We start from the raw sequence: 23,216 nt of genomic DNA on the forward strand, positions 1-23,216 counted from the left end.
GACCCGGCAGGGAGAGACCCGAGGAGCCACGTTGGCTGCTGAGCTGCACGTCGAGCTGGTCGCGGCGGACCGTAGTGTCTGGTCCGGCGCGGCCACCTTGGTCATCGCGCGCACCACATCGGGTGACATCGGCGTCATGCCCGGCCACCAGCCGCTGCTCGGTGTGCTGGAGTCCGGCCCGGTGACCATCCGTTCGGTCGACGGCGGGACGGTCGTGACCGCGGTGCACGGTGGGTTCATCTCGTTCGCGGACGACAAGCTCTCACTGCTGGCCGAGGTCGCGGAGCTGTCCGACGAGATCGATGTCAAGCGCGCGGAGCGGGCGCTGGAGCGTGCCAAGGCGGCGGCGGACGCCGCCGCCGAGCGGCGCGCCGACGTCCGGCTGCGTGCGGTGGCGGGAGCGCACTGAGCCTGTCACGTACGGTCGGAAAACCTCAGCCGCGGACCTCGCTGGAGCCCTTTCAGCGGTCCGCGGCTGAGGCGATGCAGGTGCGGTTTTTCCGGATGACGCGAGGAGGTCGGTGAAGATGGTCCTCGCTCTGCTTGTGGGCGGCGTGGTCGTCGCGCTGGTGGTGGTGGGACTCTTCGTCTTCGGTCTCCGGCGGCGGCTGATCCAGCGGTCCGGCGGAACCTTCGACTGTTCCCTGCGCTGGGACCCACCCGCAAGCGAATCCGAGACCAGCGGCAAGGGCTGGGTGTACGGGGTCGCCCGCTACAACGGTGACCGCATCGAGTGGTTCCGGGTCTTCTCCTACGCGCCCAGGCCCCGGCGGATGCTGGAGCGCGCCTCGATCGAGGTGCTGGAGCGGCGCACCCCCAAGGGCGAGGAGGAGCTGGCGCTGCTCTCCGACGCGGTGGTGCTCGCCTGCCGGCACGGCGGCACCCAACTGGAGCTGGCCATGAGCGAGGACGCCCTGACCGGCTTCCTGGCCTGGCTGGAGGCCGCGCCCCCCGGCCAGCGCGTCAACGTGGCCTAGCCACCTCGTCACCCGCGGCAATCACGTCACCCAGGTCGTCCCGTGCGCTATCGCACGCCCAGTTCCTGGGCCAGTACCGCGGCCTGGACCCGGCTGCGCAGCTCCAGCTTGTTCAGCAGCCTGCTGACATGCGTCTTCACCGTCGCCTCCGCCATGCTGAGCCGCGCCGCGATCTGCGCGTTCGACAGCCCCTGACCGAGACAGGCCAGCACCTCCCGCTCCCGCGGGGTGAGCGAGTCGAGCGCCGCGGGGCTGGGCGCGGTGGGGGAGGGGGCGGCCTGGGGCCGGGCGAACTCCGCGATCAGGCGCCGGGTCACCGCCGTGGCGATCATCCCCTCGCCGCGCCCCACCGTACGGACCGCCTCGATCAGATCGGCCGCCTCGCTGTCCTTGAGCAGAAACCCGGAGGCGCCCGCGCGCAGCGCCCCGAAGACGTACTCGTCGAGGTCGAACGTGGTGAGCACCAGCACATCGGCCAACTGTTCGGCGACCACCTGGCGGGTGGCCGACACCCCGTCCAGCCGTGGCATCTGGACGTCCATCAGCACCACATCGGGGCGCAGTGCTCGGGCCATCTCCACCGCCTGGAGGCCGTCGACCGCCTCGCCGACCACCTCGACATCGGGGGCGGACCGCAGGATCAGCACCAGCCCGGAACGCACGGCGCTCTGGTCCTCGGCGACCAGAACCCGGATCGGCTCGGACGCGGCACCTGCGGGCGGGGCGGGCGGGGTCACGGTGGCTCCTGGTCGTCGAAGGGTCGTCGAAGGGTCATGGCACACTCTGAGCGCTCTCGTCGCCCCGGGGCAGCGCGGCCCGCACCTGCCACACCATGCCGCGGGGTCCGGTGACGGGTCCGGCGTCGAGGGTGCCGCCGAGCAGGCTGACCCGCTCGCGCATCCCGATCAGCCCGGTGCCGGAGCCGGGTGCCCGGGGGCCCGAGCGGTCGCCGTAGGGGCTGATGACGCTGACTTCGAGCGGGCCGTCCGCGCGGTGCGTCAGGGTCACGTCCACCCGGCCGGGTGCGGCGTGCTTGAGGGCGTTGGTGAGCGACTCCTGGACGATGCGGTACGCGGCGAGCTCGACCGGGGCGGGCAGCGGGTCGGCGCCGGCCGGCCGCTCATCGCACAGGACGATGTCCTGCCCGCCGGGGCGGGCGTTGGCGCGGGCCTGCTCCAGCAGGGTGTCGAGCGCGTCGAGGGTGGAGATGGCGGCCGGTTCCGCCGTGTCCCCCGGGTCCCGCAGCAGTCCGATCAGCCGGCGCATCTCGGCCAGGCCCCGCACGCTGTTCTCCCTGATGACGCCGAGCGCCTCGTCGGTCGCGGCGGGGTCCTTGAGGGAGAGCGCGGCGCTGGAGTGGATGGCGATGGCCGACAGATGGTTCGCCACCATGTCGTGGAGTTCGCGCGCCATCCGGGAGCGCTCGGAGGCGACCGCCTCCCGCCGGTCCAACTCGGCCAGCAGGGCGACGCGTTCCGCCTCCAGACGGGCCGCCGCGGCCTCCTCACGGTGGTTGCGGACCACCGTCCCGGTCCACGCCGGGGTGAGGGTGAGCAGCGCGACGAAGGGGCCGATCAGCAGCGTCACCGGGTCGCCGAAGATGGCCAGCGGCACCACGGTCGCCAGCCCCGTGAGGAGCCCGCAGAGCTGGGGGATGCGCCGGGCGGCGAGCGGGCCGGAGTACATGACGGCCGCGTACACCAGGTCGGTGTAGATCAGGAACGTCACGGACAGCCCGCCGCTGAGGATGTCGACGCCGAGCGCGGCGGTCCCCACCCCCAGGGCGATGAGGGGCCTGGAGCGGCGCAGCAGCACGGCCGCCGAGATCACCAGCAGCGCGATCAGCCCCAGCGATCGGGGCGCGTGGAAGAACGGATGGTTGTTGCTCACCCCCAGCGCCCACATCAGTGCCCCGCCGAGCAGTCCGCTGAGGGCGATCAGGACGTCATGCCGGTGGGGGCGCGGCAGGTGGGGACGGGACGGCATGGCACCCATCACACCATGTGGCGCGCCGGGTGGGCCTCCCCCCTGGGTCCGGGCCGAGGGCCCGGCGGCGTACATCGAAGGATGCAGCCGGGTTTCATCGCTGCCGACGACGCGGGCGCCCTGATCGCCGGGAGAGGGTGGGGCCAAGGGCAGAGGGAGAGAGGAAACATCGTGGTTGTCGCGTTGATCATCGCCTGTGAAGTCGGCTTCTGGGTGCTGCTGGCCATCGGGCTCCTGCTGCGGTACGTGGCGCAGATGCCGAAGGCCAGCACCGCCGTGCTGCTGTGCGAGCCGCTGCTGGAGCTGGTGCTGTTCGTGACGACCGTGATCGACCTGCGGAACGGCGCCGAACCGGACTGGAAGCACGGCCTCGCCGCGGTCTACATCGGATACTCGGCCGCACTCGGCCATTCGACGATCAAATGGGTCGACGCCCGGGTGGCCCACCGCTTCTTCGGCGGCCCGCCGCCGGTCAAGCCGGCCAAGTACGGCGCCGCGAAGACGCTGCACGAGTGGAAGACGGCCGGCCGCTGGGTGCTGGCGGCGGTCATCGCCATCGCTCTGCTCCAGGGCGCGATCTGGTACGTCGGCGACGACGGCGAGATCGGCTCGCTGCGCGACTGGCAGACCAAGATGCTCTTCCTGATCGGCATCAACGTGCTCATCGCGCTCAGCTACACGCTCTTTCCCAAGCGGGAGCGCTCCGCGTCGTCTGCTCGCTAACCCCCGTAACGGGCAGACGACGACGAGCCCCGCCCCGCCCCGTCGGCCCCGGCAACGCGCTGCCACGCGCGGCCGGGCCGGCGGGGCCCGTGGTTTTTCAGCGGTTCTCGCCCGGGACCCACAGGACGTCGCCGACCTCCTTGTTGGCCGCCCGGGCCAGGATGAACAGCAGGTCCGAGAGCCGGTTGAGATAGGTGGCGGTGAGCGCGTTCATCGACTCCCCGTGCTCGGCGAGCGCCGCCCAGGTGGAGCGCTCGGCGCGGCGCGCCACCGTGCACGCCTGGTGCAGCAGCGCGGCCCCCGGGGTGCCGCCCGGGAGGATGAAGCTGCGCAGCTTCTCCAGACCCTCCAGGAATCCGTCGCAGTCCGCCTCCAGCTTGTCGATATAGCTCTGCTCGACGCGGAGCGGAGGGTGCTCCGGGTTCTCCACCACGGGGGTGCACAGATCCGCGCCCACGTCGAACAGGTCGTTCTGGACGCGGACCAGCACCGTGACGATCTCGGCGGGCAACCGGCCCATGGCGATGGCCACTCCGATCGCGGCGTTCGCCTCGTTCGCGTCGGCGTACGCGGAGATCCGGGTATCGGTCTTGGCGGTGCGGCTCATATCGCCGAGGGCGGTGGTGCCCGTGTCCCCGGTACGCGTATAGATGCGGGTGAGATTGACCATGGGGCCGAGCCTACGCGGCGCCCCTACGCCCCGGCCTGCCGGAAGAGCCGTGCGCCCAGGGTGACGGCGACGACCGCGAGCGCGGAGGCCACCAGCGAGGCCAGCGCGATCTTCCCGTCCCCGTACTCGCCCGCGAAGGCGGCCCGCACCCCGTCCACGAGATAGCGGAACGGCACGAAGTGCGAGGCGATGTCGAGCCAGCGGGGCCCGAGCGACATCGGCAGCAGAATCCCGGACAGCAGCATCGCGGGCATGGTGATGGAGTTGATGACCGGCGCGAACCCCTGCGGGGACGCCACCCGCATCGCCAGCGCGTAGGAGAGCGAGGCGAGCGAGATGGTCAGCACGCCGACGAAGACGAAGCCGATCGCCACGCCCAGCACCGGGGCGCGCAGCCCGAGCACCACGGCCACGCACACCAGCAGCAGGGACTGCACCAGCAGCAGGGCGACGTCCTTGAGTACCCGGCCCATGAGCAGCGCCAGCCGGCTGACCGGGGTGACCAGCATCCGCTCGATGACTCCCGTACGCCGTTCGAGGATCAGCCCGATGCCGGTGAACGAGGCGCTGAACAGGCCGAGTTGGACGAGGATGCCGGGGACGATGGTCTGCCAGGAGCCGGCCCGGCCGCCGAGCGGCAGATCGGTGAGCAGCGGGCCGAAGAAGACGAGGAAGAGCAGCGGCTGGACCATCCCGAAGATCAGGGCTGGTTTGGAGCGCAGCGTCTGGCGGGCGTAGCGGCCGAATATCAGGGCCGTGTCGGCGATGAGCGGGGGCATGGGGCCTTCCTCCGTGGGGTGCTTGGGGCACATCCGGTGACTGTGTGTCAGACGGCGAGCGGGGCGGGGTTCCGCGGGGCGGTGCCGCGCCCGGTGATGGCGATGAAGGCGTCCTGGAGGGTGGCGTCCGGTGAGCCGCCGTGCTCGGTCTTGAGCCGCCGCGCCGTCCCCTCGGCGGCCACCAGGCCCTGGTCGACGATGACCAGACGGTCGGCCAGTGCCTCCGCCTCGTCCAGGTAGTGGGTGGTCAGGAAGACCGTCATACCGTGCTCGGAGCGCAGCCCGCGGATCAGTTGCCACAGATCGGCGCGGCTGCCGGGGTCGAGGCCGGTGGTCGGCTCGTCCAGGAAGAGGATCTCGGGCCGGTGGACCAGGCCGAGGGCGATGTCCAGCCGCCGCCGCTGCCCGCCGGAGAGCGCGGCACAGGGGCGGTCCAGCAGCTCGGCCAGGCCCAGGTCCCGGGCCAGTTGCCCGGCGCGGGCGGTCGCCTCGGCCTTGGCCATCCGGTAGAGCCGCCCCTGGGTGATCAGCTCCTCCCGTACGGAGACGGTCGGATCGACCCCGCCGGCCTGCGCCACGTATCCGATCCGCCGGCGCACCCCGGCCGGATCGCGGGCGAGGTCGTGCCCGGCGACGGTGGCGCTGCCGCCGGTGGGCGGGAGCAGCGTGGTGAGCATGCGCAGCGTGGTGGTCTTGCCCGCTCCGTTGGGCCCGAGGAAGCCGAGGATCTCACCGCGCTCGACGGTCAGATCGATACCGCGCACGGCGGTCACCGGGCCGCGCTTGGTCCGGAAGGTGTGGGTGAGGCCGTTCGTCGTGATGACTGCCATGCGGCTCATGAAAACAGGGTCTCCCTAATTTTGCAATGACCCCAAAAATCAAGCAGCCCCAGCGAAGCTAGGATGGGGCCATGGCGGAAGGACTCAGGGAGCGGAAGAAGCGGCAGACCAGGCAGCACATCTCGGACGTCGCGACCGGGCTGTTCATGGAGCGCGGCTTCGACGCGGTCACGATCGCGGAGATCGCCGAGGCGGCCGAGGTCTCCGTCAACACGGTCTACAACTACTTCCCGGCCAAGGAGGACCTCTTCGTCGACCGCGAGGAGGAGGTCGTCGACCGGCCCTCCCGGCTCGTCCGCGAGCGCCCGGCCGGACGGTCGGCGGCGCGGGCGCTGATGGACCAACTGCGCCAGGACATCCGCGAACGGCACCCCTACGTCGGGCTGACCGAGGGCTATGAGCAGTTCCGTCAGGTCATCGTGAAGTCCCCGACGCTGATGGCCAGGCTCTTCGCCATCCAGGGCCGGACGGTCCACCAGCTCGGTGCCACGCTGCGCGAGGAGGCCGCCGCGGACCCGCGGGACCCGACGCCCGAGTTCATCGCGCACCAGCTCATCGGGTTGCAGAACGCCGTCCTGCGCTCCATCATCCGCGGGCTCGCGGAGGGCGGCGGCGTGGACTCGGTCGCCGAGGACGCCCTCCGCGATGTCGATGTCATGGAGTCGCTCCTCAGCGACACGGTGCTGAACTATGCGGTGAAGAACACACCGTGACGCGCGTTACGAGGGGCTGCCCGCGGGGGTGAACGGGCGTTAAGGTCCGGCACATCGGACTGTTGACCAGATCAGACGGAACAGAGGGGTGTGTGTCGTGGCCAAGAAGCTCGCGGTCATCGGAGCCGGACTCATGGGGTCCGGTATCGCGCAGGTCTCGGCCCAGGCCGGCTGGGACGTGGTGCTGCGCGATGTGACCGATGAGGCGCTGCGCCGCGGCACCGACGGCATCAGGGCCTCGTACGAGAAGTTCGTCTCCAAGGGCAAGCTGGCGGCGGAGGAGGCCGAACGGGCGCTGGGCCGGATCACCACCACCACCGACCTCGAGGCCGCCGCCGACGCGGATGTCGTGGTGGAGGCGGTCTTCGAGAAGATCGAGGTCAAGCGGGAGATCTTCGGCACCCTCGACGAACTGGTCAAGGACGACACGATCCTGGCCTCGAACACCTCCGCCATCCCGATCACCAAGATCGCCGCGGCCACCCGGAACCCGGAGCGGGTCGTCGGCACCCACTTCTTCTCGCCCGTCCCGATGATGGGTTTGTGCGAGCTGGTCCGCGGTCACAAGACCAGTGATGAAACCCTGGCCGCCGCACGGGAGTTCGCCGAGGGTGTCGGCAAGACCTGTATCGTCGTCAACCGTGATGTCGCGGGCTTTGTCACCACCCGGCTGATCTCCGCACTCGTCGTGGAAGCGGCGAAGCTGTACGAGTCGGGGGTCGCCACGGCCGAGGACATCGACACGGCCTGCAAGCTGGGCTTCGGCCATGCGATGGGGCCCCTCGCCACGGCCGACCTGACCGGTGTGGACATTCTGCTGCACGCCACCGACAACATCTACACCGAGTCGCAGGACGAGAAGTTCGCACCGCCGGAGATCATGCGCCGGATGGTCGACGCGGGGGACATCGGCCGTAAGAGCGGCGAGGGCTTCTACCGCTACTGAGGGCCCTGGTGCGGCGCCAGGCCCGGAGCTCACCCTCCTGGGTGAATTCGGTATCGGTTCGCTTACAGACGGCAACTTCCGCGTGTGAGAGGCAGTCAGTTCTGTAGACAGAAATGGCGCATTGACGACACGACGCACCGTATAGGGGAGCGCATATGCACATCAGGGGCGACCACGCCGAGCTGGTCGTCGGGGGCCGACTGGACGTCCGGAGCGCGGCGGACGCCCGTACGGCCCTGCACACCGCTGTGGACGCCGGGGGCGGGGATCTCGTTCTCGACCTGACCGAACTGGACTCCTGGGACGCCACCGGGCTCGGAGTGATCATGGGCGCGCACCGCCGCGCGGGCCGGGTGGGCAGACGGCTGGTGCTGCGCGGGGTGCCGCCCCAGATGCAGCGGCTGCTGGTGGCCACCCGGCTGCACCGCATCCTGGCGATCGAGGGCGGGCTGGAGGCGGAGTCGCTGCCGCGAGTGTGAGCCGCGCGGGCCGGACATCCGGGGGTGCCGGGTTACCCGGGGTGGCGTGGGCACCCTCCCGCGCGGTGGATACTGTGAGCAGGTCCAGGCCGTGTGATACGGCCCGGGGTTCGGTGGATGCCGGACACATTCCCTACGGCGGCACCGGACCAGAAGCGAAGGCAGGCCGGGGAGCCTTACAGCACGCCACGCATCTGGGGGGCAAGGACCATGGACCCGAAGAACCGCGGATCGCAGGAGCACGGCTGGGACGAGTCCGGGCCGGGTGCGGCGTCCGGTGCGCCGCATGCCGCGGACACTCCCGGCGCCGGCTCGCCATCGCGCCCGCCCGCGCCGCCGGGACCGCCGGAGGACGTACCGACGCCGCCGCCGGACAGCCCGGCGTCCGGCTCCTCGGCCTCTTCCGCTTCCTCGGCTTCTTCCGTGTCCTCCGTGTCCTCCGTTTCGTCCGATCCTGCCGGGCCGCCCGCCCGCACCGCGCGCATCGTCACCGGTGACTATCTGCTCACCGTCAACCCCGTCGACGGCAGCGAGATAGAACCCTGCCCGCCCGGAGCGCGCCCCGCCCGGCCCGAGCGCCACGGCCCCGACGAGCGCGCCGAGCTGCGCCACGCGGCCGCCGCGCCGCGCCCCTCCGGCACCGTCCTGCCCGACCTGCCGATGCTGGAGCGCGACGAGGAGCGGGAGCGGCTCGCCCGGCTGCTCGCCCGCGGCCGCTCGGTGCGGGTCACCGGGCCCTCCGGCTCGGGCCGCAGCACCCTGCTGGAGGCCGTCGCCGCCGACTGCGAGCGGCTCGCGCCCGACGGTGTCGTACGCCTCTCCGGCTACCACCGCACCCCCGCCGACCTCCTCCACGACCTCTACGCCGCCGTCTTCGACGCCCCGCTGTACCGGCCCGAGCGCGCGGAGCTGCTGGAGGCGGTCCAGGGGGTCGGCGCGGTCGTCGTCCTCGACGACATCGACTTCGGCGGCGCCGCGCTGGACGAGTTCCTCGACGCGACCCCCGAATGCGCGTTCCTGATCTCCGCCACCCCCGACGTCCCGGCGCCCTCCGCCGACTCCCACCTCGAAGAGGTCTTCCTCTCCGGGCTCAGCCGTACGGCCGGTCTGGAGCTGCTGGCGCGCGCCGCACGGCGGCCCCTGGAGGAGGACGAGGCGAGCTGGGCCGCGGACCTGTGGTTCGAGTCCGAGGGGCTGCCGCTGCGCTTCGTCCAGGCGGGCGCGCTGCTGCGGCAGCGCGACGCCCTGCGCGACGACCCCGCCGCGCGGGAGGCGGGCGGGGGACAGGACGTCCCGCTGCCCTCGATCGCCGAGGCGGCGTCCCCCGCCGCGCTGCTCGCCGGACGGCTGAGCGAGGCGGCCCACGACGCCCTGCGGTTCGCGGTCGCGCTCGGCGGCGAATGCCCGCACCAGGTGCATCTGCGCGCGCTGTCCGCGGACACCCACGCGGACGCGGCCCTCGGCGAACTGCTCGGCTGCGGCCTCGTCACCGCGGCCGGGGCGCACCACCGGCTGGCCGCGCGCGTCACCGCTCAGCTCGCGGAGGAGGGCTACGCCGACGCGGACGCCGGGCGCGCCCACGCCGTCGCCGGGCACTACGCCTGGTGGGCCGGGCACCCCTCGGTGGCCCCCGAGCGCGTCGCCGCCGAGGCCGACGCGATCCTCGCCGCCATGACCGCGCTCATCGGCAGCCGCGAGGCGGGCCACGCGGACGCCGCCGTGCTCCTCGCCCGCGCCGCCGCGCCCGCCTTCGCCGCGGCGCTGCACTGGGGCGCCTGGGAGCGCGCGGTGCGGCACGGCCAGGAGGCCGCGCGGCTGGCGGGACAGGTCGCGGACGAGGCGTACTTCCACCACGAGCTGGGCGTCCTCGCGCTGTGCACGGGCCATCTGGACCGGGCCCGCGCCGAGTTGGAGGCGTCCATCGGGCTGCGGGGCGTCCTCGCCGACAAGCGGGGCACGGTCGCGGGGCGGCGCGCGCTGGCGCTGGTCGCCGACCGCTCGCCCGGTTCGGCGATGGCCGGGGCGTTCGGGGCGGGCGGCGGAAGCCGTAAGGGCGAGGACGTGACGCCCCCGGCGGCGGGCGCCGCACCGGACGACACCGAGACCACGATCGTCACCCCGAAGGCGGCCACGACCACGCCGCTGGCCGCCATGGGCGCCCCGGCCCCGACGAGGGCGGTGACGGCGGTGGTCCCGGCGGTCTCCCGGACCACGGTGGCCGCCTCCGCCACCCCCTCGGCCCTCGCCTCCGCTGCCGCTCCCGCGGCCGCCTCCGGTTCGGCCCCCGCCGGGCCCTCGGACGGCGCGCCGCGCGGCCTGCGCCGGCTGGCGATGCAGGGTGCCCGGCGCAATGTGGTCGCCGCCTCCGCGGGCGTGCTGCTGGTGGCCGTGCTCGGCACCGTCGTGACCCTGGGCGCCACCGGGGGCGACGACTCCGACAGCCCCTCCGGCAAGGTCAAGCCGGACCGGTCGGCCTCCCAGCAGGACGACGACAAGGGTCTGACCGCCGACGAGCCCACGCGCGGCACCGACCGGGCCCCCCAGCCCGGCCTCAGCGGATCGACCAAGGCGTCCACCTCCCCGACCGCCCCGAGCGGCAGCGGTTCGCCCAGCGGCACCACGGCGTCCGGCGACCCGTCGTCCACCGGCGGCTCGCCCTCCGACACCGAACAGCCGCCCTCGCCGCCGTCGTCGCACCCGACGACCAAGCCGCCCACGACCAAGCCGCCGACGGGCAGGCCGACGACCCCGACCGGCGAGCCCACCGAGCCGACGCCCACCACCTCCGCCCCGACGCAGACCCCCACCGGCGACACATCCAATACGGCGAGCGCGCCCACGACCCACACGGCGTCGGGCACGGCCGCTCCGGTCGCGTAGCCGGGAACGCCGCACGGGGGCGCGGGGGCGCTGTGCGGGGGCGCGGGCCCTGGGCGCCGGATCACGCCAGACGGCGCCCGGCCCCCGTGGCGTGATCTCGTCGCCCCCATGGCGCCCTGGCGCCCGTACGACGGAAGGGCGCCGGGGCCCGATGGCCCCGGCGCCCCCGTGTCGGCCCGGCGTCGGCCTCGTATCAGCCTTGTGTCAGCCCCGCGTCAGAACAGGCGGAGCTTGTCGTCCTCGATGCCCCGGAGCGCGTCGTAGTCCAGCACCACGCACCCGATGCTCCGGTCCGTGGCGAGGACGCGGGCCTGGGGCTTGATCTCCTGGGCGGCGAAGATGCCCTTCACCGGGGCGAGATGCGGGTCCCGGTTGAGGAGTTCGAGATAGCGGGTGAGCTGCTCGACACCGTCGATCTCACCACGGCGTTTGATCTCCACGGCGACCGTCGTCCCGTCCGCGTCGCGGCAGAGAATGTCCACAGGACCGATGGCAGTGGGGTATTCACGCCGAATAAGCGTCCAGCCATCGCCGAGTGTCTCGATACGATCGGCGAGCAGCTCCTGGAGATGGGCCTCCACGCCGTCCTTGATCAGACCAGGGTCGACGCCGAGTTCATGCGAGGAGTCATGGAGGACCTCCTCCATGGTGATGATGAGCTTCTCGCCCGCTTTGTTCACCACCGTCCACACGTCGTCGTCGCCTTCCTTCAGCGTGCACGGCGGAGACATCCAGTTGAGGGGTTTGTAGGCCCTGTCGTCCGCGTGGATGGACACACTTCCGTCGGCCTTGACGAGGATCAGGCGGGGTGCCGAGGGGAGGTGGGCGGTGAGGCGGCCGGCGTAGTCCACGGAGCACCGGGCGATGACGAGACGCATGGTCGGCAACGCTACTCGACCACCGCCGCCCGACGCGATTCGTCCGTCGATGGACCCCTTCGGGGATGGCTGGTTGTGTGCCCATTCTCCTGGTGCGGGTGGAGTGGCCGAATTACCGTTGAAGCGGGCGGTCGTCGGACGGGTACGCTGCGTCGCCGTCCGCCCTTCCCGTCCCTGAGACCCCGCTCGCGGGGTCGCGAGAGGAGAACCCATGTCGCTCGACGTCTCACCGGCCCTGCTCGAACAGGCCGAGCGAGGCGAGGTCGACGAAGCAGCTTTCGTCGACTGCGTCCGGAACTCCCTACCGTACGCATGGGAGATGATCAGCTCGCTGGTGGCCCAGCTCAAGGTGGACGGCGGGGAGTTCGCCGACAACCAGACGCCGCCGCCCGACGAGCAGGCACGCGGTCAACTGCTTCGCGCGCTCGCCAGTGACGCGATACGCGGTGCGCTCCAGCGTCACTTCGGGGTACGGCTGGCCTTCCAGAACTGTCACCGGGTGGCCGTCTTCCCGATGGACGCGTCCGCCGACGAACGCCTCGCCCGCTTCACCTCGGTCCGGGGGCAGTTGCTCAACCAGTCACCCGAGCTCCGCGACTGCTGACGGGATGTCCGCTGCCGCTCCACCAGGGGGAGGTGTATCAGCGCAGGAGCGGCAGCACCTCACCACCGAGCCGTCGTACGTTCTCCTCCGTGGCGACCAGATCGCCCGAGCCCTCGACCAGCAGCGCGAACCGGCTGATCCCGGTGCGCTCCGCGGTCGCCGCCAGCCGGTCGGCGCACAGCCGCGGCGATCCCACCGGATGCAGCTCGCACAGCAGCTCCGCATAGGCCACGGGGTCGCGCATCCGGCGCTCCCGGCCGTCGACCGTCACATGCGCCTCAAGACCCTGCCGTAACCAGCCGGGCATCGCCTTGGTCAGGATCTCGGCCGCAGCGGGGCGGTCGTCCGCGATCTGCGCCACCCCGGCCGAGACATGGCGCGCCGCCACCGCCTCGACATCCTCCGGTGAACGGCCCGCCGCCAGCGCGGACTTCCGCCACAGGCCGACCACCTCGGCCTTCTCCTCGTCCCCGCAGTGCATGCCGAGCAGCATGGGCAGCCCGCGCTCGGCGGCCAGCCGCACGCTCGCGGGCGAGGTGCAGGCGACGACCACCGGCGGGGCGTCCACCGCCTGCCCGGCGAGCACGTCGTCGGGGCGCGGCACCACGGCCACCTCGCGGAAGGCGAACCGCTCACCGTCCGCCCCCACCCGTGGCTCGCGCAGCCAGCGCAGCAGCAGATCGAGTGATTCGGGGAAGCCCCGCTCGTACGCCCGCAGCCCCGAGCCGAAGACCTCGAGGTCCACCCAGGGGCCGCCGCGGCCGACGCCCAGCGTGAACCGGCCGCCGGAGAGGAGATGGAGCAGTGCCGCCTGCTCACCCAGCGCGACGGGATGCGCGGTCGGCAGTACGCTCACCGCCGTACCGACGCCGATCCGGCGGGTACGTCCCAACAGCAGCGCGGCGAGGGTGACCGCGGACGGGCAGACGCCGTACGGAACGAAGTGGTGCTCGGCGACCCAGACCGCGTCCAGCCCCGCCTCCTCGGAGACCTCGGCCGACCGCACCGCCCGGTGCAGCGCCTCCTCCTGTCCCTGGCCTGGGAATTGAGCGGCCAGGATGAAAGCCCCCACATCCATCGTGATCCTGCCTCCTTGTCGCGGCTGATGTGCCGGCGCGGGCATCCCCCCTTGTAGGCATTAACGCCTGACACGTGCCAAGGGCACGGCCGTGCATGAAGTTTTCATGATGATCAGAGGGTGAGTGTGGACGACGACTTTCCAGGACGGTGACCGTAGCGCGTACGCTGGTCACAGCCCGTTAGTCACAGTTCTGTCGAGGTGCCCTGTGTCTCCACGCCGAAACCGCCCGCGAGGCGGCGAGCAGCCCGTCGGCCACGAGAGTGCGAATCGCTACGGCCTCGATCGCATGGAGACCTGGCAGGGCGAGGAATGGGTGGTCCGGCAGGTCGGCGGCGGGGCCGCCGCCAAGCACTACCGCTGCCCGGGCTGTGACCAGGAGATTCCGCCGGGGGTGGCGCATGTGGTCGCCTGGCAGCAGCATATGGGCGCGGACGACCGGCGCCACTGGCACAAGGCGTGCTGGAGCGCGCGGGACCGCCGGAGCGCCAAGCTCCAGCGGTCCCGTAACGCACCGCGATACTGACTCGGGCCTGGCACCCGGGCCCGGACCTCCGTAGCGGCTACGGAGCGCTACACATCGCGCTTCTCCAGCAGTGCGTACGCGGCGATCAGCGCCGCCGCCGTGACCACGGCCAGCGCCGACAGTTGGGGCCAGCCGCTGTTCAGGCTCTCGTCGAGGCGGAAGAGGGAGGCCAGCGACTGGGGCGAGGAGTACTCCAGCATCTTCTGTCCCAGGTCGCGCAGGCTGTCCGACATCATCAGGAACGCGGGGAGGATGGCCGGCAGCAGCACCACCCCGAGCATCGTGGTGATCGCCCCCGCGGAGTGCCGCAGGATGGCTCCGACGGCCAGCGAGAGCAGCCCCAGCAGCGACACATAGAGCCCCGCGCCGACCGTCGCGCCCAGGATCTCGTCACCCGTCGGCTCCGGGACCCCCGGCCCGCTGTGCATCCCCATGTTCGCGTAGGCCACCAGCGCGAGCGAGACGGTCGTGGTGGTGAACGAGAGGGTGAAGAAGACCAGCGCCTTGGCGGTGAGCACCCGTGAGCGCTGCGGGGAGGCGGTGAGGGTGGTCCGGATCATCCCGGTGCCGTACTCGGAGGTGATCACGAGCACCCCGAGGGTGACGACGCAGAGCTGGCCGAGCAGAGTGCCGAAGAACCCGGGGAGGGTGGTGGGCACGCTTTCGTAGTCGGAGTCGTTCGTGGTCGCCCCCACGAGGAGTCCGATTCCGATCACCAGCGCGACCATGACGCCGAGCGTCCAGATCGTGGAGCGCACCGACTTGATCTTGGTCCACTCGGAGGCGAGGGCGTTGCCGAGGTGGGTGCGCCGGACCGGGATCGGCGAGGTGTACGGGCCCATACCGGCGTACGACTGCGAGGGAGGCCCGGACGGCCCGGTCGGCGCGGGCTGCTGGTACGCCTGGGGCGCGTGGGGCATCTGGGGCGCGTGGTGGTGCGGGGCCGACTGGTGCGGGGGTGCTTGGTGTGGGGCCTGCGGCGGCATCTGCGGGGCTGCCTGCGGGGGGACGGGCGCCTGGGACTGGTGCTGATACGGGGTCGTCATCGGGCGTCGTCCTCGTTGTCGCTCTTGGTCGGATCGGCGGGGGCGGGGGGCGCCGCGGGCGGCTGAGCCGGGGGAGCGGGGGGAGCCGGGGGCGGCGTCGCGGCGGCGGCGGCCGGAGCGGGGGGTGCGGCAGGTGCGGCAGGGGCTCCGGGCATGGCCATGCCCGGAGCGTGCGGCTGCGGCTGCGGCGGGGCCGGCGGTTCGGCGTATCCCGGCAGTACGGTCCCCGGCGGGAAGCCCATCGGGGCTCCCGGTGTGCCCGGTGCGCCCGGCGCTCCTGGGGCCCCCGGCGCATAGCCGTGCGGCGCGCCCTGCGGCACCGCGGCGGGCATCTGCTGCTGGAGGCCGGCGCGCTCGTCGGCGGTCGAGCGGTAGTCCACCGCGCCCTGCGTCATCCGCATGTACGCCTCTTCCAGCGACGCCTGGTGCGGGGAGAGCTCCCACAGCCGGACGTCCGCCCCATGCGCCAGATCGCTGATGCGCGGCAGCGGCAGCCCGGTCACCCGTAGCGCGCCGTCCTGCTCGGGGAGCACCTGGCCGCCCGCCTCGCTCAGCGCGGCGGTCAGCTTCTCGCGCTGCCCCGGGTCGCCCTCGGGGGTGCGGACGCGGGCGAAGTCCGCCGAGTTGTAGGAGATGAAGTCCTTGACGTTCATATCCGCGAGAAGCTGACCGCGCCCGATCACGATCAGATGGTCGGCGGTGAGCGCCATCTCACTCATCAGATGGCTGGAGACGAAGACGGTGCGGCCCTCGGAGGCGAGCTGCTTCATGAAGTTGCGGACCCAGAGGATGCCTTCGGGGTCCAAGCCGTTGACCGGCTCGTCGAAGAGCAGCACCTGCGGGTCGCCGAGGAGGGCGGCCGCGATGCCCAGACGCTGCCCCATGCCGAGCGAGAAGCCCTTGGAGCGCTTGCGCGCCACGTTCTGGAGGCCCACCACGCCCAGCACCTCGTCGACCCGGCGGGCCGGGATCCCGGAGAGCTGGGCCAGGCAGAGCAGATGGTGACGTGCGCTGCGGCCGCCGTGCACCGCCTTGGCGTCCAGGAGCGCGCCCACCTGGCGGGGGGCGTTGGGCAGCTTGCGGAACGGGTAGCCGCCGACCGTGACATGGCCGGCGGTGGGCTCGTCGAGGCCCAGGATCATCCGCATCGTGGTGGACTTGCCCGACCCGTTGGGCCCGAGGAAGCCGGTGACGGCGCCGGGCCGCACCTGGAAGGACAGGTTGTACACGGCCGTCTTGGCGCCGTAGCGCTTCGTCAGACCGACTGCCTCGATCATTCTCCGCCCCTCATGAGCATGGGTCGGGCGTGCTCGCCCCCGGTGAGGGTTAGGAGGATAGCCGGGGTGTTGACGGTTCCCGCTATTCGGGAGATGTGAGCGCACCGTAACTCTTGGGGCCTCGGGGGTCTCGGGGGCCTCGGGGGTCTGTGGGGCTTGTTGGGCTTGTGGGGCTTGTGGGGCTTGTGGGGCTTGCGGAGTCTGAGGGACCGTCGTTGTGCTCGTCCTGCGGGCAGCGGAGGAGGTCGGACTGGGGGAGTGCCCAGCCCTCCTCCTGGAAGATCCGGGTGCCGGACGTCCGTACGGCGGGGTCGGCGGCCGCGCGGGCGACCCAGGTGCCGGGGTCGGGCCCGAGGAGTTCCCGCAGCCGCGGCGAACCGGCGAGCAGGCGGGTGAGCAGGGCGCTCTGGTCGCCGCCGCCGGGGAGCGGACGTTCGGTGCCGTCCGGGGACATCAGCACGCCGCGCTCGCCGACGTAGAGATACGCGCCGCCGAGCCGCTCGCCGGACGGCATCACCATCGGGTACTCCGTGCCGGGCAGCAGGACGCGGCGGTAGTTGGGGTACTCGGTCGCGTCCACGGCCGCCAGTTGCTCGGTGTCCAGCCAGCCGATGACCAGGGGGGTACGGGCTCCCGGCGCGGTGTACGGGGCGGAGGCCACGTAGCCGTACCGGCCGATGTGGGCCGAGCAGCCGACCGCGATGCCGTGCACATCGACCGGGACCATGGGGACGGTGGCCGGGTGGCCGGGGCGGGACAGCTTGTGGTGGAGCTGGGCGGGGGAGGCGTTGGAGCCGACGGCGATGACGGGGTGGCGGTGGGGGGTTGGGGGGTGGCCGAGGGCGGTGAGGAGGGTGTCGAGTGGCTCCGGGTTCTCTGTTGGCCCTGCGCCGGGGTCTGTGTCGACTGTCCACGTGCCCAGGCGGCCGCCTGGTGTGGGGGTGAGCTCCCACAGCTCTCCGGCGGTGAGGAGGGTGGGGCGGGTGATGGGGCGGCCGGGGTAGGTGAGGGGGTGCTTGGCGGGGGTGTCGGCGAAGCCGAGGGTGGGGAGGGTGCGGTCGGTCACGGAGGGGTGTCTCCCCCACCCCGCCCCTTCCCGAAACCGGGCCCCGGCCCGGCCCCGGCCGGGGCTCCGCCCCTGGGCCCCGCTCCTCAATCGCCGGAGGGGCTGGTTTTCCCACGCGCCGGAGGGGCTGGTTTTCCCATGCGCCGGAGGGGCTGGATTCGCCCCCGAGCGGCTGGATTTCCCATGCGCCGGAGGGGCTGGATTCGCCCCCGAGCGGCTGGATTTCCTCACGCGCCGGAGGGGGTTGGGCGGCGGACGGGGGCGCCCGGGGCGTGGCCCGGAAGCTCGACCCGGGGGCCCGGATATGCGCGTGCCCCGCGCCGCTCGTGGCGGCGCGGGGCATCGTACGCTCCGTTGGGACCTCGGGTCACCGGGACTGCTGGGCCGGGACGCCGCGGGTGGCCGCCTCGTCCTCGCCCGGGGCACCGGCCGCGGCCACGGCGGCGCCGGTCAGCGTGGCCAGCATCTCGCGGACGTTGGTGAGCTGGGCGTTGATGCTGTCGCGGCGGTTGGTGAGGGCCGCCAGCTCGCGCTCGGATTCGCTGCGGATCCGGTCGGCCTTGGCGTTGGCGTCGGCCACGATGTCCTCGGCCTGGCGCTGCGCGGTCTCCACCGTCTGGCGGGCGCGGCGCTCGGCGTCGGTGCGCAGCTTCTCGGCCTCGAGGCGAAGCTGCTCGGCGCGGTGCTCGATCTCCGCGAGCCGCTTCTCGGCCTTGGCCTGACGGGAGGCCAGGTCGCGCTCGGACTGCTCGCGGCGCTTGGCGAGGTTGGTCTCGAAGTCGGCGGCGGCCTGCGCGGCCTTGGCACGGGTCTCCTCGAAGAGGGAGTCCGCCTCCTCGCGCTTGGACTGGGCGTCCTTCTGCGCCTCCTGGCGCAGTGTGGTCGCCTCGCCCTTCGCCTTCTCGACGATCCGCGCGCCCTCGTCCTCGGCCTTCGCCTTGCGCTCGGCGGCGAACGACTCGGCGTCGTTGCGGACCTGCTGGGCGGCCGACTCGGCCAGCTCACGGTGCTGTTCGGCGGCGCGCCGAGCCTCCTCGCGCAGATCCTTCGCCTCTTCCTCGGCGAGACGGAGGATCTTCTCGACCCGAGCGCCGAGCCCGGCGTAGGACGGCTCCGAATCGTTGATCTGGGCCTGAGCGTTCTGCGTTTCGAGGTGCAGCTCCTCGATGCGCTTTTCCAGCGAGGTGATGCGGGCCAGTGCACTGTCACGGTCGGCGACGAGCTTGGAAATGCGGTCGTCCACCTGACCGCGGTCGTACCCACGCCGCACGAGCTCGAAGCCGAAGGGGGAGGAAGTGTCGCTCATGGGGTTCCTGTCGAAAGAGACCGGTGAGGTGATAGAGGGAATCCTAGGGGTCCGAGCGGCGTGTCATCGAGTCAACGTCTGTTTGATCTGCAAGATGTCCAGCCTTTTGAGTGGCAGTAAGACGGAGACCTCGTCACTCGTCGGGATGATACGGACATGCCGTGATGGACGCAGTCCGACGCGAGACTTACGCGAAATCGACGCGGACGGGCACAGCCGACCCTCGTCCCCCGCATACGGTTACCCCTCCGACCGCTTTCCACTCCTCGTCGCACCCGCGCCTGCCGCTGTCTTGACTCCGTTGTTCTCCTTGCCACCCGCGCCACCCGACGCGGGGGTCTCGAAGGATTCCAACGCTTCTAGCACGTCCTGGACACGGGAGATCTCCGCGTTGATGTCCTCGCGGCGTCGCTTGAGCAACTCGAGCTCGCGCTTGCCCTCGTCCACGATCTGCTGCGCCTCGGCCGTGGCCTGGTTCCGGAGCCGCTCCGCCTCCCGCTCGGCATCGGACTTCTTCTGTTCGGCCTCCTTGAGCAGACCCTCGGCCTTCTTCACCGCCGCGATCCGCACCCGGCTCGCTTCGCTCTCCGCCTCCGCGACCAGCGACTTGGCCTTCTCCTCCGCCTTCATGAGCTGCGCGGTGGCGGCCGCGACCAGCTTGTCGACGCGCTCGCCGGTGGCCTTCATCTGCTCCGCGGACTCCCGGCGGGCCCGCTCGTGCAACTCCTCGACCTCGGCCTCGGTACGGCTGCGCAGCTCCTCGGCGCGCTCCCGGATGGCCGTGGCGTCGCCCCGGGCCTCGCTGAGCATCGTGTCGGAGTCCGTACGGGCCTTCTCCACCATGCCGTTGGCCTCGGCCGTGGACTCGGCGATCACCCGGTCCGCCTCCCGGCGGGCCACGCCCACCATGGTGTCGGCCTGCTCCTCGGCCGCGGTCGCCGTGCGCAGCGCGGCCTCCTGCGCCTCGGAGGTGAGCCGCTCGGCCTCCGCCGAGGCCTCGGTGACCAGCCGGTCGGCCTGCTCGGCGGCGTCGGAACGCCGCTTGTTGGCGTCCTCGCGCGCCCTGTCGACCAGCCGGTCCGCCTCGGCCTGCGCCTCGTTGCGGATCCGCTCCGCCTCGGCCGCCGCCTCGGTCTCCACCCGCTCGGCCTCGGCCCGGGTGCGCGCCGCGTGCTGCTGCGCCGAACCCACGGTCTCCGCGGCCTCGCCGCGCAGCCGCTCCGCCTCGCCGCTGGCCTCCGCGTGCAGCCGCTCGGCCTCGTTACGGGCCTCGGCGATCAGCCGGTCGGCCTGCTCGGCCGCCTCCGAGCGGATGTTGTTGGCATCCCCGCGGGCCTGGGCCCGGGTGCGGGCCGCGTCCTGCTCCGCCGTCGCCCTTGCGTCGGACGCCTCCGTACGCAGCGCCTGCGCCCGCGTGGTGGCCTCCGAGACCAGCCGCTGCGCCTCCTCCGTCGCGCCACCGACCAGCGTATCGGCCTGCTCGGCCGCCTCGGCACGGCTCTTGTGGGCCGAACGGCGCGCCTCGTCGAGCGTTTCGTTGGCCTCGGCCCGCAGCCGCTCGGCCTCGTGGGTGGCCTCGGCGACCAGCCGGTCCGCCTGCTCGGCGGCCTCGGCGCGGCGCCTGCCGGCCTCCTCGCGGGCCTGCTCGGTCAGCCGCTCCGACTCGGCGATCGCCTCGGCGACCGTGCGCTCCGCGAGCGACTTGGCGGCCTCGGACTCCTCCTGGGCCTCCTGCCGCACCCGCGAGGCGTCCTGGGAGGCCCGCTCGCGCTCGTCCTGGGCGTCCGCGCGGACCCGGTCGGCCTCGCCCTGCGCCTCGCCGCGCATCCGCTCCGCGGCGTGCTCCGCGGCCGTACGCAGCGCCGTGATGTCCTGCTCGGCCTGCTCGTGCAGCCCCGCGACCGAGTCCCGCACCTGCTGCGCGGTCTGCTCGGCGGCGGAGACCAGATCGGCCGAGCGCCGCTCGGCCTCCTCGACCAGCCGCTGCGCCTCGGTCTGCGCCTCGGAGACCCGGTTCCGGGCGGCGGCCAGCAGCTCCTCGCTCTGCTCCCGCGCCGCCGTCCGCTCGGCCTGTGCCTCCTCGCGGGCGTCGGCGAGCAGCTCCTCGGCCTCGCGGCGGCGGCGGGCCGCCTCCTCCTGGGCGGCGGCCAGGGCCTCCGCGGCCTCGGCGCCGATCCGCTCGGCGGCGCTCGCCGCCTCCGCGCGGACCCGGTCGGCCGTCTCCTGGGCCTCGGAGCGCAGCCGCTCGGCCTCCGCGGCGGCCTCGCCGCGCAGCCGTACGGCCACCGACTCGCCCTCGGCGCGCGCGTTGGACGCGTCCGCGGCGGCCTCGTCGCGCAGCCGTACGGCCTCGTCCTCGGCCTGCTGGCGCAGCGCGTTCAGCCGTTCGGCGGACTCCGTGCGCTGCCGCTCGATCTCCTCGGCCGTCTCCTTGCGCAGCCGCTCCGCCTCGGTGCGGGCGTCCCGCAGCGCCTCGTCGGCGGAGGAGAGCCGCTGCTCGGCCTCCTGGTGCAGCCGGTTCAGCTCGCCCTCGGCCTCGGAGCGGCGGTCCTCGGCGGCCCGCTCGGCCTCCTCGCGCAGCTCCTCGGCCGCGGTGGACGCCTCCGACTTGACCCGCTCGGCCTGCTCCTCGGCCGAGGTCACCAGCTCCTCGGCCTCGCCGCGGGCCCGCTTCAGCAGCTCATCGGCCTGCCGGCGCAGCGCGTTGGCCCGCTCGATGGCCTCGGTGCGCACCCGCTCGCTCTCGGCGGTGGCACCCGAGCGGGTCTCCTCCGCGTCGGCCTTCGCCTTGGTCAGCAGGTCCTCGGCGGTGCTGGCCGCCTCCTCGATCTGCTGGACCGCCTCCCGGCGCGCCTCGGTGCGGATCCGCTCGCCCTCGGCGACCGCCTCCGACCGGAGCTGCTCGGCCTCGCCGCGCAGCCGGCGGGCCTCCTCCTGAAGCTCGACGGTCTTGGCGCGGTACTCCTTGGTGTCGTCCTTGGCCGTGCCCTTGAGCTGCTCGGCCGTGTCGTGCGCCTCGGCCCGCAGCCGGTCCGCCTCTTCCTCGGCCTCGCCCCGGATCCGCTCGGCCTCGTCGATGGCCGCCTTGGTGGTGGCCTGCGCCTGCTCCGAGGCGCGGGTCAGCACCTCCTCGGCGCTCCGGGCCGCCTTGGCGAGCTGGGCGGCCGAGTCCTCGGCGGCCCTGGCCCGGGCGTCGTCGCTCGCCTCGGCGACCATCCGCTCGGCCTCGGCGCGGGCGTCGTCCCGCAACTGCTCGGCCTCGGCCCGCAGCCGCTCGGCCTCCTTGGTGGCCTCGCCGACCAGCCGGGCGACCTCCGCCTTGGCGGTACGGGTGCGCTGCTCGTTGTCCGACTCTGCGGCCGTGAGCCGCTTGGCCGCCGCGTCCTTGGCCTCGGCGACGACCTTCTCGGCCTCGCTGCGGGCCTCGCGCAGCGCCTGCTCGGCCTCCTGCATCCGCTGCTCGGCGGCGCGGGTCTGCTCGGCCGCGTGACGACGGGCCTGGTCCGCCTCGGTGGCGGTGGTGGTGCGCAACTGCTCCGCGTGGTCGGTGGCCTCCTGGGCCTGGGTGCCCGCGTTGGTCAGCAGCCGCTCGGCGTCGGCGCGGGCCCGGCGCAGAATCGCCTCGGCCTCGGCACGGCTGGCCTCCGCCTCGGAGCCCAGCCGCTGACGGGCCTGTTCGGTCATGCGCTGGGCTTCGGCGCGCGCCTCGGCCAGGGCCTGCTCGGCCTCCGTACGGGACTCGTCCATGAGCCGGCGGGCCTGCGCCTCGGTACGGGCCCGCAACTGCTCGGCCCAGGCCACGTTCTCGTTGACATGCGACTCGACGGTGCTGCGGCGCTCGGCCAGCTCCTGGTCCAGCCGCTGGCGCCGGGCCACGGCCTCGGCGTGCAGCTCGGCCTCCAGCCGGGCCTGCCGCTCGGCCTGCTCCTGGAGCAGCCGCTGGGTCTGCGCCCGGGTCTCGCGCAGCTCACGCTCGGCGTTGGCGCGCAACTGGTCCGCCTGGAGCTGGGCGTCCCGCAGCAACTGCTCTGCCTGGTAGCCGACGTTGGCGCTGTCGTAGGCGGGGCGGGCCGCCAGGTTGCGGCGCGCCTCATGCAGCTTGGCGCGCAGCACCTCGACTTGGTAGCCGAGGTCGTCGGCGTGCTGGACGGCCTTCTCACGCTCGGTCTTCAGCCGCTCCATCTCGGCCTCGAACTTGGAGAGCTGATCGTCAGGCTCGTAGCGGTCGTAGCCCCGCACTGCGCGGTCCCATCCGTCCCCTGGTCGCATTGGCGGCCGGCTCCGTCACCCTCGTGGTCCCCCGTGGTCCCTTGCGGTGCCCAGGGGTTCCTCGACGGTTCCCTTGCGGTACCGACCAGGCGAAGTGCGTGCCGGGTCGGACCGGAGCTGGCCCTTCCGAAGAAATGGTGTCAGATCATCGGCGAAGCCCGGGCCGGACCCCGA

21 protein-coding genes are annotated in these 23,216 nt (G+C 72.7%); 9 read left to right on the forward strand and 12 right to left on the reverse strand.

What is annotated here, in order from left to right; all coding sequences use genetic code 11:
- Positions 1-31: 31 nt before the first annotated feature.
- The gene (locus ACK1X7_RS32305; RefSeq protein ID WP_385137782.1) at positions 32-409 is read left to right on the forward strand and encodes a F0F1 ATP synthase subunit epsilon; all 378 of its coding nucleotides are present in this window, start codon (positions 32-34) and stop codon (positions 407-409) included.
- Between the two features lie 118 nt (positions 410-527).
- Positions 528-977: a DUF2550 domain-containing protein gene (locus ACK1X7_RS32310; protein ID WP_216339576.1), complete on the forward strand. Its 450-nt coding sequence runs from the start codon at positions 528-530 to the stop codon at positions 975-977.
- Positions 978-1,024: 47 nt separating this feature from the next.
- Here the strand turns inward: ACK1X7_RS32310 and ACK1X7_RS32315 are convergent, their stop codons facing one another.
- Together ACK1X7_RS32315 and ACK1X7_RS32320 are read right to left on the reverse strand one after the other, a co-directional pair.
- Positions 1,025-1,714 carry a response regulator gene (locus ACK1X7_RS32315; RefSeq protein ID WP_385137780.1) on the reverse strand — a complete coding sequence of 230 codons (690 nt, stop codon included), beginning with the start codon at positions 1,712-1,714 and terminating at the stop codon, positions 1,025-1,027.
- A gap of 34 nt (positions 1,715-1,748) precedes the next feature.
- Positions 1,749-2,963, reverse strand: coding sequence for a sensor histidine kinase (locus ACK1X7_RS32320; RefSeq protein WP_385137778.1), 1,215 nt, complete (start codon positions 2,961-2,963; stop codon positions 1,749-1,751).
- Positions 2,964-3,134: 171 nt separating this feature from the next.
- On the opposite strand from ACK1X7_RS32320, the gene ACK1X7_RS32325 reads away from it, so the two are divergent.
- On the forward strand, positions 3,135-3,686 hold the full coding sequence (locus tag ACK1X7_RS32325; RefSeq protein WP_385137776.1) for a hypothetical protein: 552 nt from the start codon (positions 3,135-3,137) through the stop codon (positions 3,684-3,686).
- Positions 3,687-3,783: 97 nt separating this feature from the next.
- Here ACK1X7_RS32325 and ACK1X7_RS32330 read toward each other — a convergent pair whose 3' ends face one another.
- Genes ACK1X7_RS32330 through ACK1X7_RS32340 form a run of 3 tightly spaced genes read right to left on the reverse strand, consistent with a single transcriptional unit; the run spans position 3,784 to position 5,965 of the window.
- The gene (locus ACK1X7_RS32330) at positions 3,784-4,356 is read right to left on the reverse strand and encodes a cob(I)yrinic acid a,c-diamide adenosyltransferase (RefSeq protein ID WP_216339585.1); all 573 of its coding nucleotides are present in this window, start codon (positions 4,354-4,356) and stop codon (positions 3,784-3,786) included.
- A 23-nt stretch (positions 4,357-4,379) separates the two neighbouring features.
- Positions 4,380-5,135: an ABC transporter permease gene (locus ACK1X7_RS32335; protein ID WP_390791985.1), complete on the reverse strand. Its 756-nt coding sequence runs from the start codon at positions 5,133-5,135 to the stop codon at positions 4,380-4,382.
- A gap of 47 nt (positions 5,136-5,182) precedes the next feature.
- Positions 5,183-5,965: an ABC transporter ATP-binding protein gene (locus ACK1X7_RS32340; protein ID WP_386950905.1), complete on the reverse strand. Its 783-nt coding sequence runs from the start codon at positions 5,963-5,965 to the stop codon at positions 5,183-5,185.
- Positions 5,966-6,045: 80 nt separating this feature from the next.
- On the opposite strand from ACK1X7_RS32340, the gene ACK1X7_RS32345 reads away from it, so the two are divergent.
- The 4 genes from ACK1X7_RS32345 to ACK1X7_RS32360 all read left to right on the forward strand — a co-directional run bounded on the left by ACK1X7_RS32345 (position 6,046) and on the right by ACK1X7_RS32360 (position 10,992).
- A complete protein-coding gene (locus tag ACK1X7_RS32345; RefSeq protein ID WP_385137772.1) occupies positions 6,046-6,687 on the forward strand; it encodes a TetR/AcrR family transcriptional regulator in 642 nt (213 codons plus the stop codon).
- Between the two features lie 97 nt (positions 6,688-6,784).
- A complete protein-coding gene (locus ACK1X7_RS32350) occupies positions 6,785-7,633 on the forward strand; it encodes a 3-hydroxyacyl-CoA dehydrogenase family protein (RefSeq protein ID WP_385137771.1) in 849 nt (282 codons plus the stop codon).
- A gap of 155 nt (positions 7,634-7,788) precedes the next feature.
- On the forward strand, positions 7,789-8,112 hold the full coding sequence (locus ACK1X7_RS32355) for an STAS domain-containing protein (RefSeq protein WP_014054940.1): 324 nt from the start codon (positions 7,789-7,791) through the stop codon (positions 8,110-8,112).
- A gap of 210 nt (positions 8,113-8,322) precedes the next feature.
- Positions 8,323-10,992, forward strand: a complete 2,670-nt coding sequence (locus tag ACK1X7_RS32360) for an ATP-binding protein (protein WP_413116011.1) — start codon at positions 8,323-8,325, stop codon at positions 10,990-10,992.
- A 215-nt stretch (positions 10,993-11,207) separates the two neighbouring features.
- On the opposite strand, the gene nucS is transcribed toward ACK1X7_RS32360, so the two are convergent.
- Positions 11,208-11,870: an endonuclease NucS gene (gene nucS, locus ACK1X7_RS32365; protein WP_203348529.1), complete on the reverse strand. Its 663-nt coding sequence runs from the start codon at positions 11,868-11,870 to the stop codon at positions 11,208-11,210.
- A gap of 211 nt (positions 11,871-12,081) precedes the next feature.
- Between nucS and ACK1X7_RS32370 the strand changes: the two genes are divergently transcribed.
- Positions 12,082-12,474: an SCO5389 family protein gene (locus ACK1X7_RS32370; RefSeq protein ID WP_037951008.1), complete on the forward strand. Its 393-nt coding sequence runs from the start codon at positions 12,082-12,084 to the stop codon at positions 12,472-12,474.
- 37 nt (positions 12,475-12,511) lie between these two features.
- Here the strand turns inward: ACK1X7_RS32370 and ACK1X7_RS32375 are convergent, their stop codons facing one another.
- Complete coding sequence (locus ACK1X7_RS32375; protein WP_413116012.1) at positions 12,512-13,552, reverse strand: LLM class flavin-dependent oxidoreductase; 1,041 nt, start codon at positions 13,550-13,552, stop codon at positions 12,512-12,514.
- A gap of 208 nt (positions 13,553-13,760) precedes the next feature.
- On the opposite strand from ACK1X7_RS32375, the gene ACK1X7_RS32380 reads away from it, so the two are divergent.
- A complete protein-coding gene (locus tag ACK1X7_RS32380; protein ID WP_216347734.1) occupies positions 13,761-14,078 on the forward strand; it encodes an ATP/GTP-binding protein in 318 nt (105 codons plus the stop codon).
- Between the two features lie 47 nt (positions 14,079-14,125).
- Here the strand turns inward: ACK1X7_RS32380 and ACK1X7_RS32385 are convergent, their stop codons facing one another.
- The 5 genes from ACK1X7_RS32385 to scy form a co-directional block, all read right to left on the reverse strand.
- The gene (locus ACK1X7_RS32385; protein ID WP_385156386.1) at positions 14,126-15,124 is read right to left on the reverse strand and encodes an ABC transporter permease subunit; all 999 of its coding nucleotides are present in this window, start codon (positions 15,122-15,124) and stop codon (positions 14,126-14,128) included.
- Positions 15,121-16,401 carry an ABC transporter ATP-binding protein gene (locus ACK1X7_RS32390; RefSeq protein ID WP_413116013.1) on the reverse strand — a complete coding sequence of 427 codons (1,281 nt, stop codon included), beginning with the start codon at positions 16,399-16,401 and terminating at the stop codon, positions 15,121-15,123. Before ACK1X7_RS32390 ends, ACK1X7_RS32385 begins: the two co-directional genes overlap by 4 nt.
- A gap of 82 nt (positions 16,402-16,483) precedes the next feature.
- Positions 16,484-17,467: a hypothetical protein gene (locus ACK1X7_RS32395; RefSeq protein ID WP_413116014.1), complete on the reverse strand. Its 984-nt coding sequence runs from the start codon at positions 17,465-17,467 to the stop codon at positions 16,484-16,486.
- Positions 17,468-17,834: 367 nt separating this feature from the next.
- A complete protein-coding gene (locus ACK1X7_RS32400; protein ID WP_078643689.1) occupies positions 17,835-18,773 on the reverse strand; it encodes a cellulose-binding protein in 939 nt (312 codons plus the stop codon).
- A 240-nt stretch (positions 18,774-19,013) separates the two neighbouring features.
- Entirely contained in the window at positions 19,014-23,042 is a 4,029-nt protein-coding gene (scy, locus tag ACK1X7_RS32405) for a polarized growth protein Scy (RefSeq protein ID WP_385156186.1), read from the reverse strand.
- Between the last annotated feature and the right edge of the window lie 174 nt (positions 23,043-23,216).

Source organism: Streptomyces sp. CY-1, from assembly GCF_047218265.1.
Classification (GTDB): Bacteria; Actinomycetota; Actinomycetes; order Streptomycetales; family Streptomycetaceae; genus Streptomyces; species Streptomyces niphimycinicus.

What these genes read in the sequence shown, in the direction of transcription:
- ACK1X7_RS32330 (WP_216339585.1), bottom strand. Translation starts at nt 4,356, where the DNA reads ATGGTCAATCTCACCCGCATCTATACGCGTACCGGGGACACGGGCACC.
- scy (WP_385156186.1), bottom strand. Translation starts at nt 23,042, where the DNA reads ATGCGACCAGGGGACGGATGGGACCGCGCAGTGCGGGGCTACGACCGC.
- ACK1X7_RS32310 (WP_216339576.1), top strand. Translation starts at nt 528, where the DNA reads ATGGTCCTCGCTCTGCTTGTGGGCGGCGTGGTCGTCGCGCTGGTGGTG.
- ACK1X7_RS32375 (WP_413116012.1), bottom strand. Translation starts at nt 13,552, where the DNA reads ATGGATGTGGGGGCTTTCATCCTGGCCGCTCAATTCCCAGGCCAGGGA.
- ACK1X7_RS32355 (WP_014054940.1), top strand. Translation starts at nt 7,789, where the DNA reads ATGCACATCAGGGGCGACCACGCCGAGCTGGTCGTCGGGGGCCGACTG.
- ACK1X7_RS32360 (WP_413116011.1), top strand. Translation starts at nt 8,323, where the DNA reads ATGGACCCGAAGAACCGCGGATCGCAGGAGCACGGCTGGGACGAGTCC.
- ACK1X7_RS32345 (WP_385137772.1), top strand. Translation starts at nt 6,046, where the DNA reads ATGGCGGAAGGACTCAGGGAGCGGAAGAAGCGGCAGACCAGGCAGCAC.
- ACK1X7_RS32370 (WP_037951008.1), top strand. Translation starts at nt 12,082, where the DNA reads ATGTCGCTCGACGTCTCACCGGCCCTGCTCGAACAGGCCGAGCGAGGC.
- ACK1X7_RS32320 (WP_385137778.1), bottom strand. Translation starts at nt 2,963, where the DNA reads ATGCCGTCCCGTCCCCACCTGCCGCGCCCCCACCGGCATGACGTCCTG.
- nucS (WP_203348529.1), bottom strand. Translation starts at nt 11,870, where the DNA reads ATGCGTCTCGTCATCGCCCGGTGCTCCGTGGACTACGCCGGCCGCCTC.
- ACK1X7_RS32335 (WP_390791985.1), bottom strand. Translation starts at nt 5,135, where the DNA reads ATGCCCCCGCTCATCGCCGACACGGCCCTGATATTCGGCCGCTACGCC.
- ACK1X7_RS32400 (WP_078643689.1), bottom strand. Translation starts at nt 18,773, where the DNA reads ATGAGCGACACTTCCTCCCCCTTCGGCTTCGAGCTCGTGCGGCGTGGG.
- ACK1X7_RS32340 (WP_386950905.1), bottom strand. Translation starts at nt 5,965, where the DNA reads ATGGCAGTCATCACGACGAACGGCCTCACCCACACCTTCCGGACCAAG.
- ACK1X7_RS32390 (WP_413116013.1), bottom strand. Translation starts at nt 16,401, where the DNA reads ATGATCGAGGCAGTCGGTCTGACGAAGCGCTACGGCGCCAAGACGGCC.
- ACK1X7_RS32385 (WP_385156386.1), bottom strand. Translation starts at nt 15,124, where the DNA reads ATGACGACCCCGTATCAGCACCAGTCCCAGGCGCCCGTCCCCCCGCAG.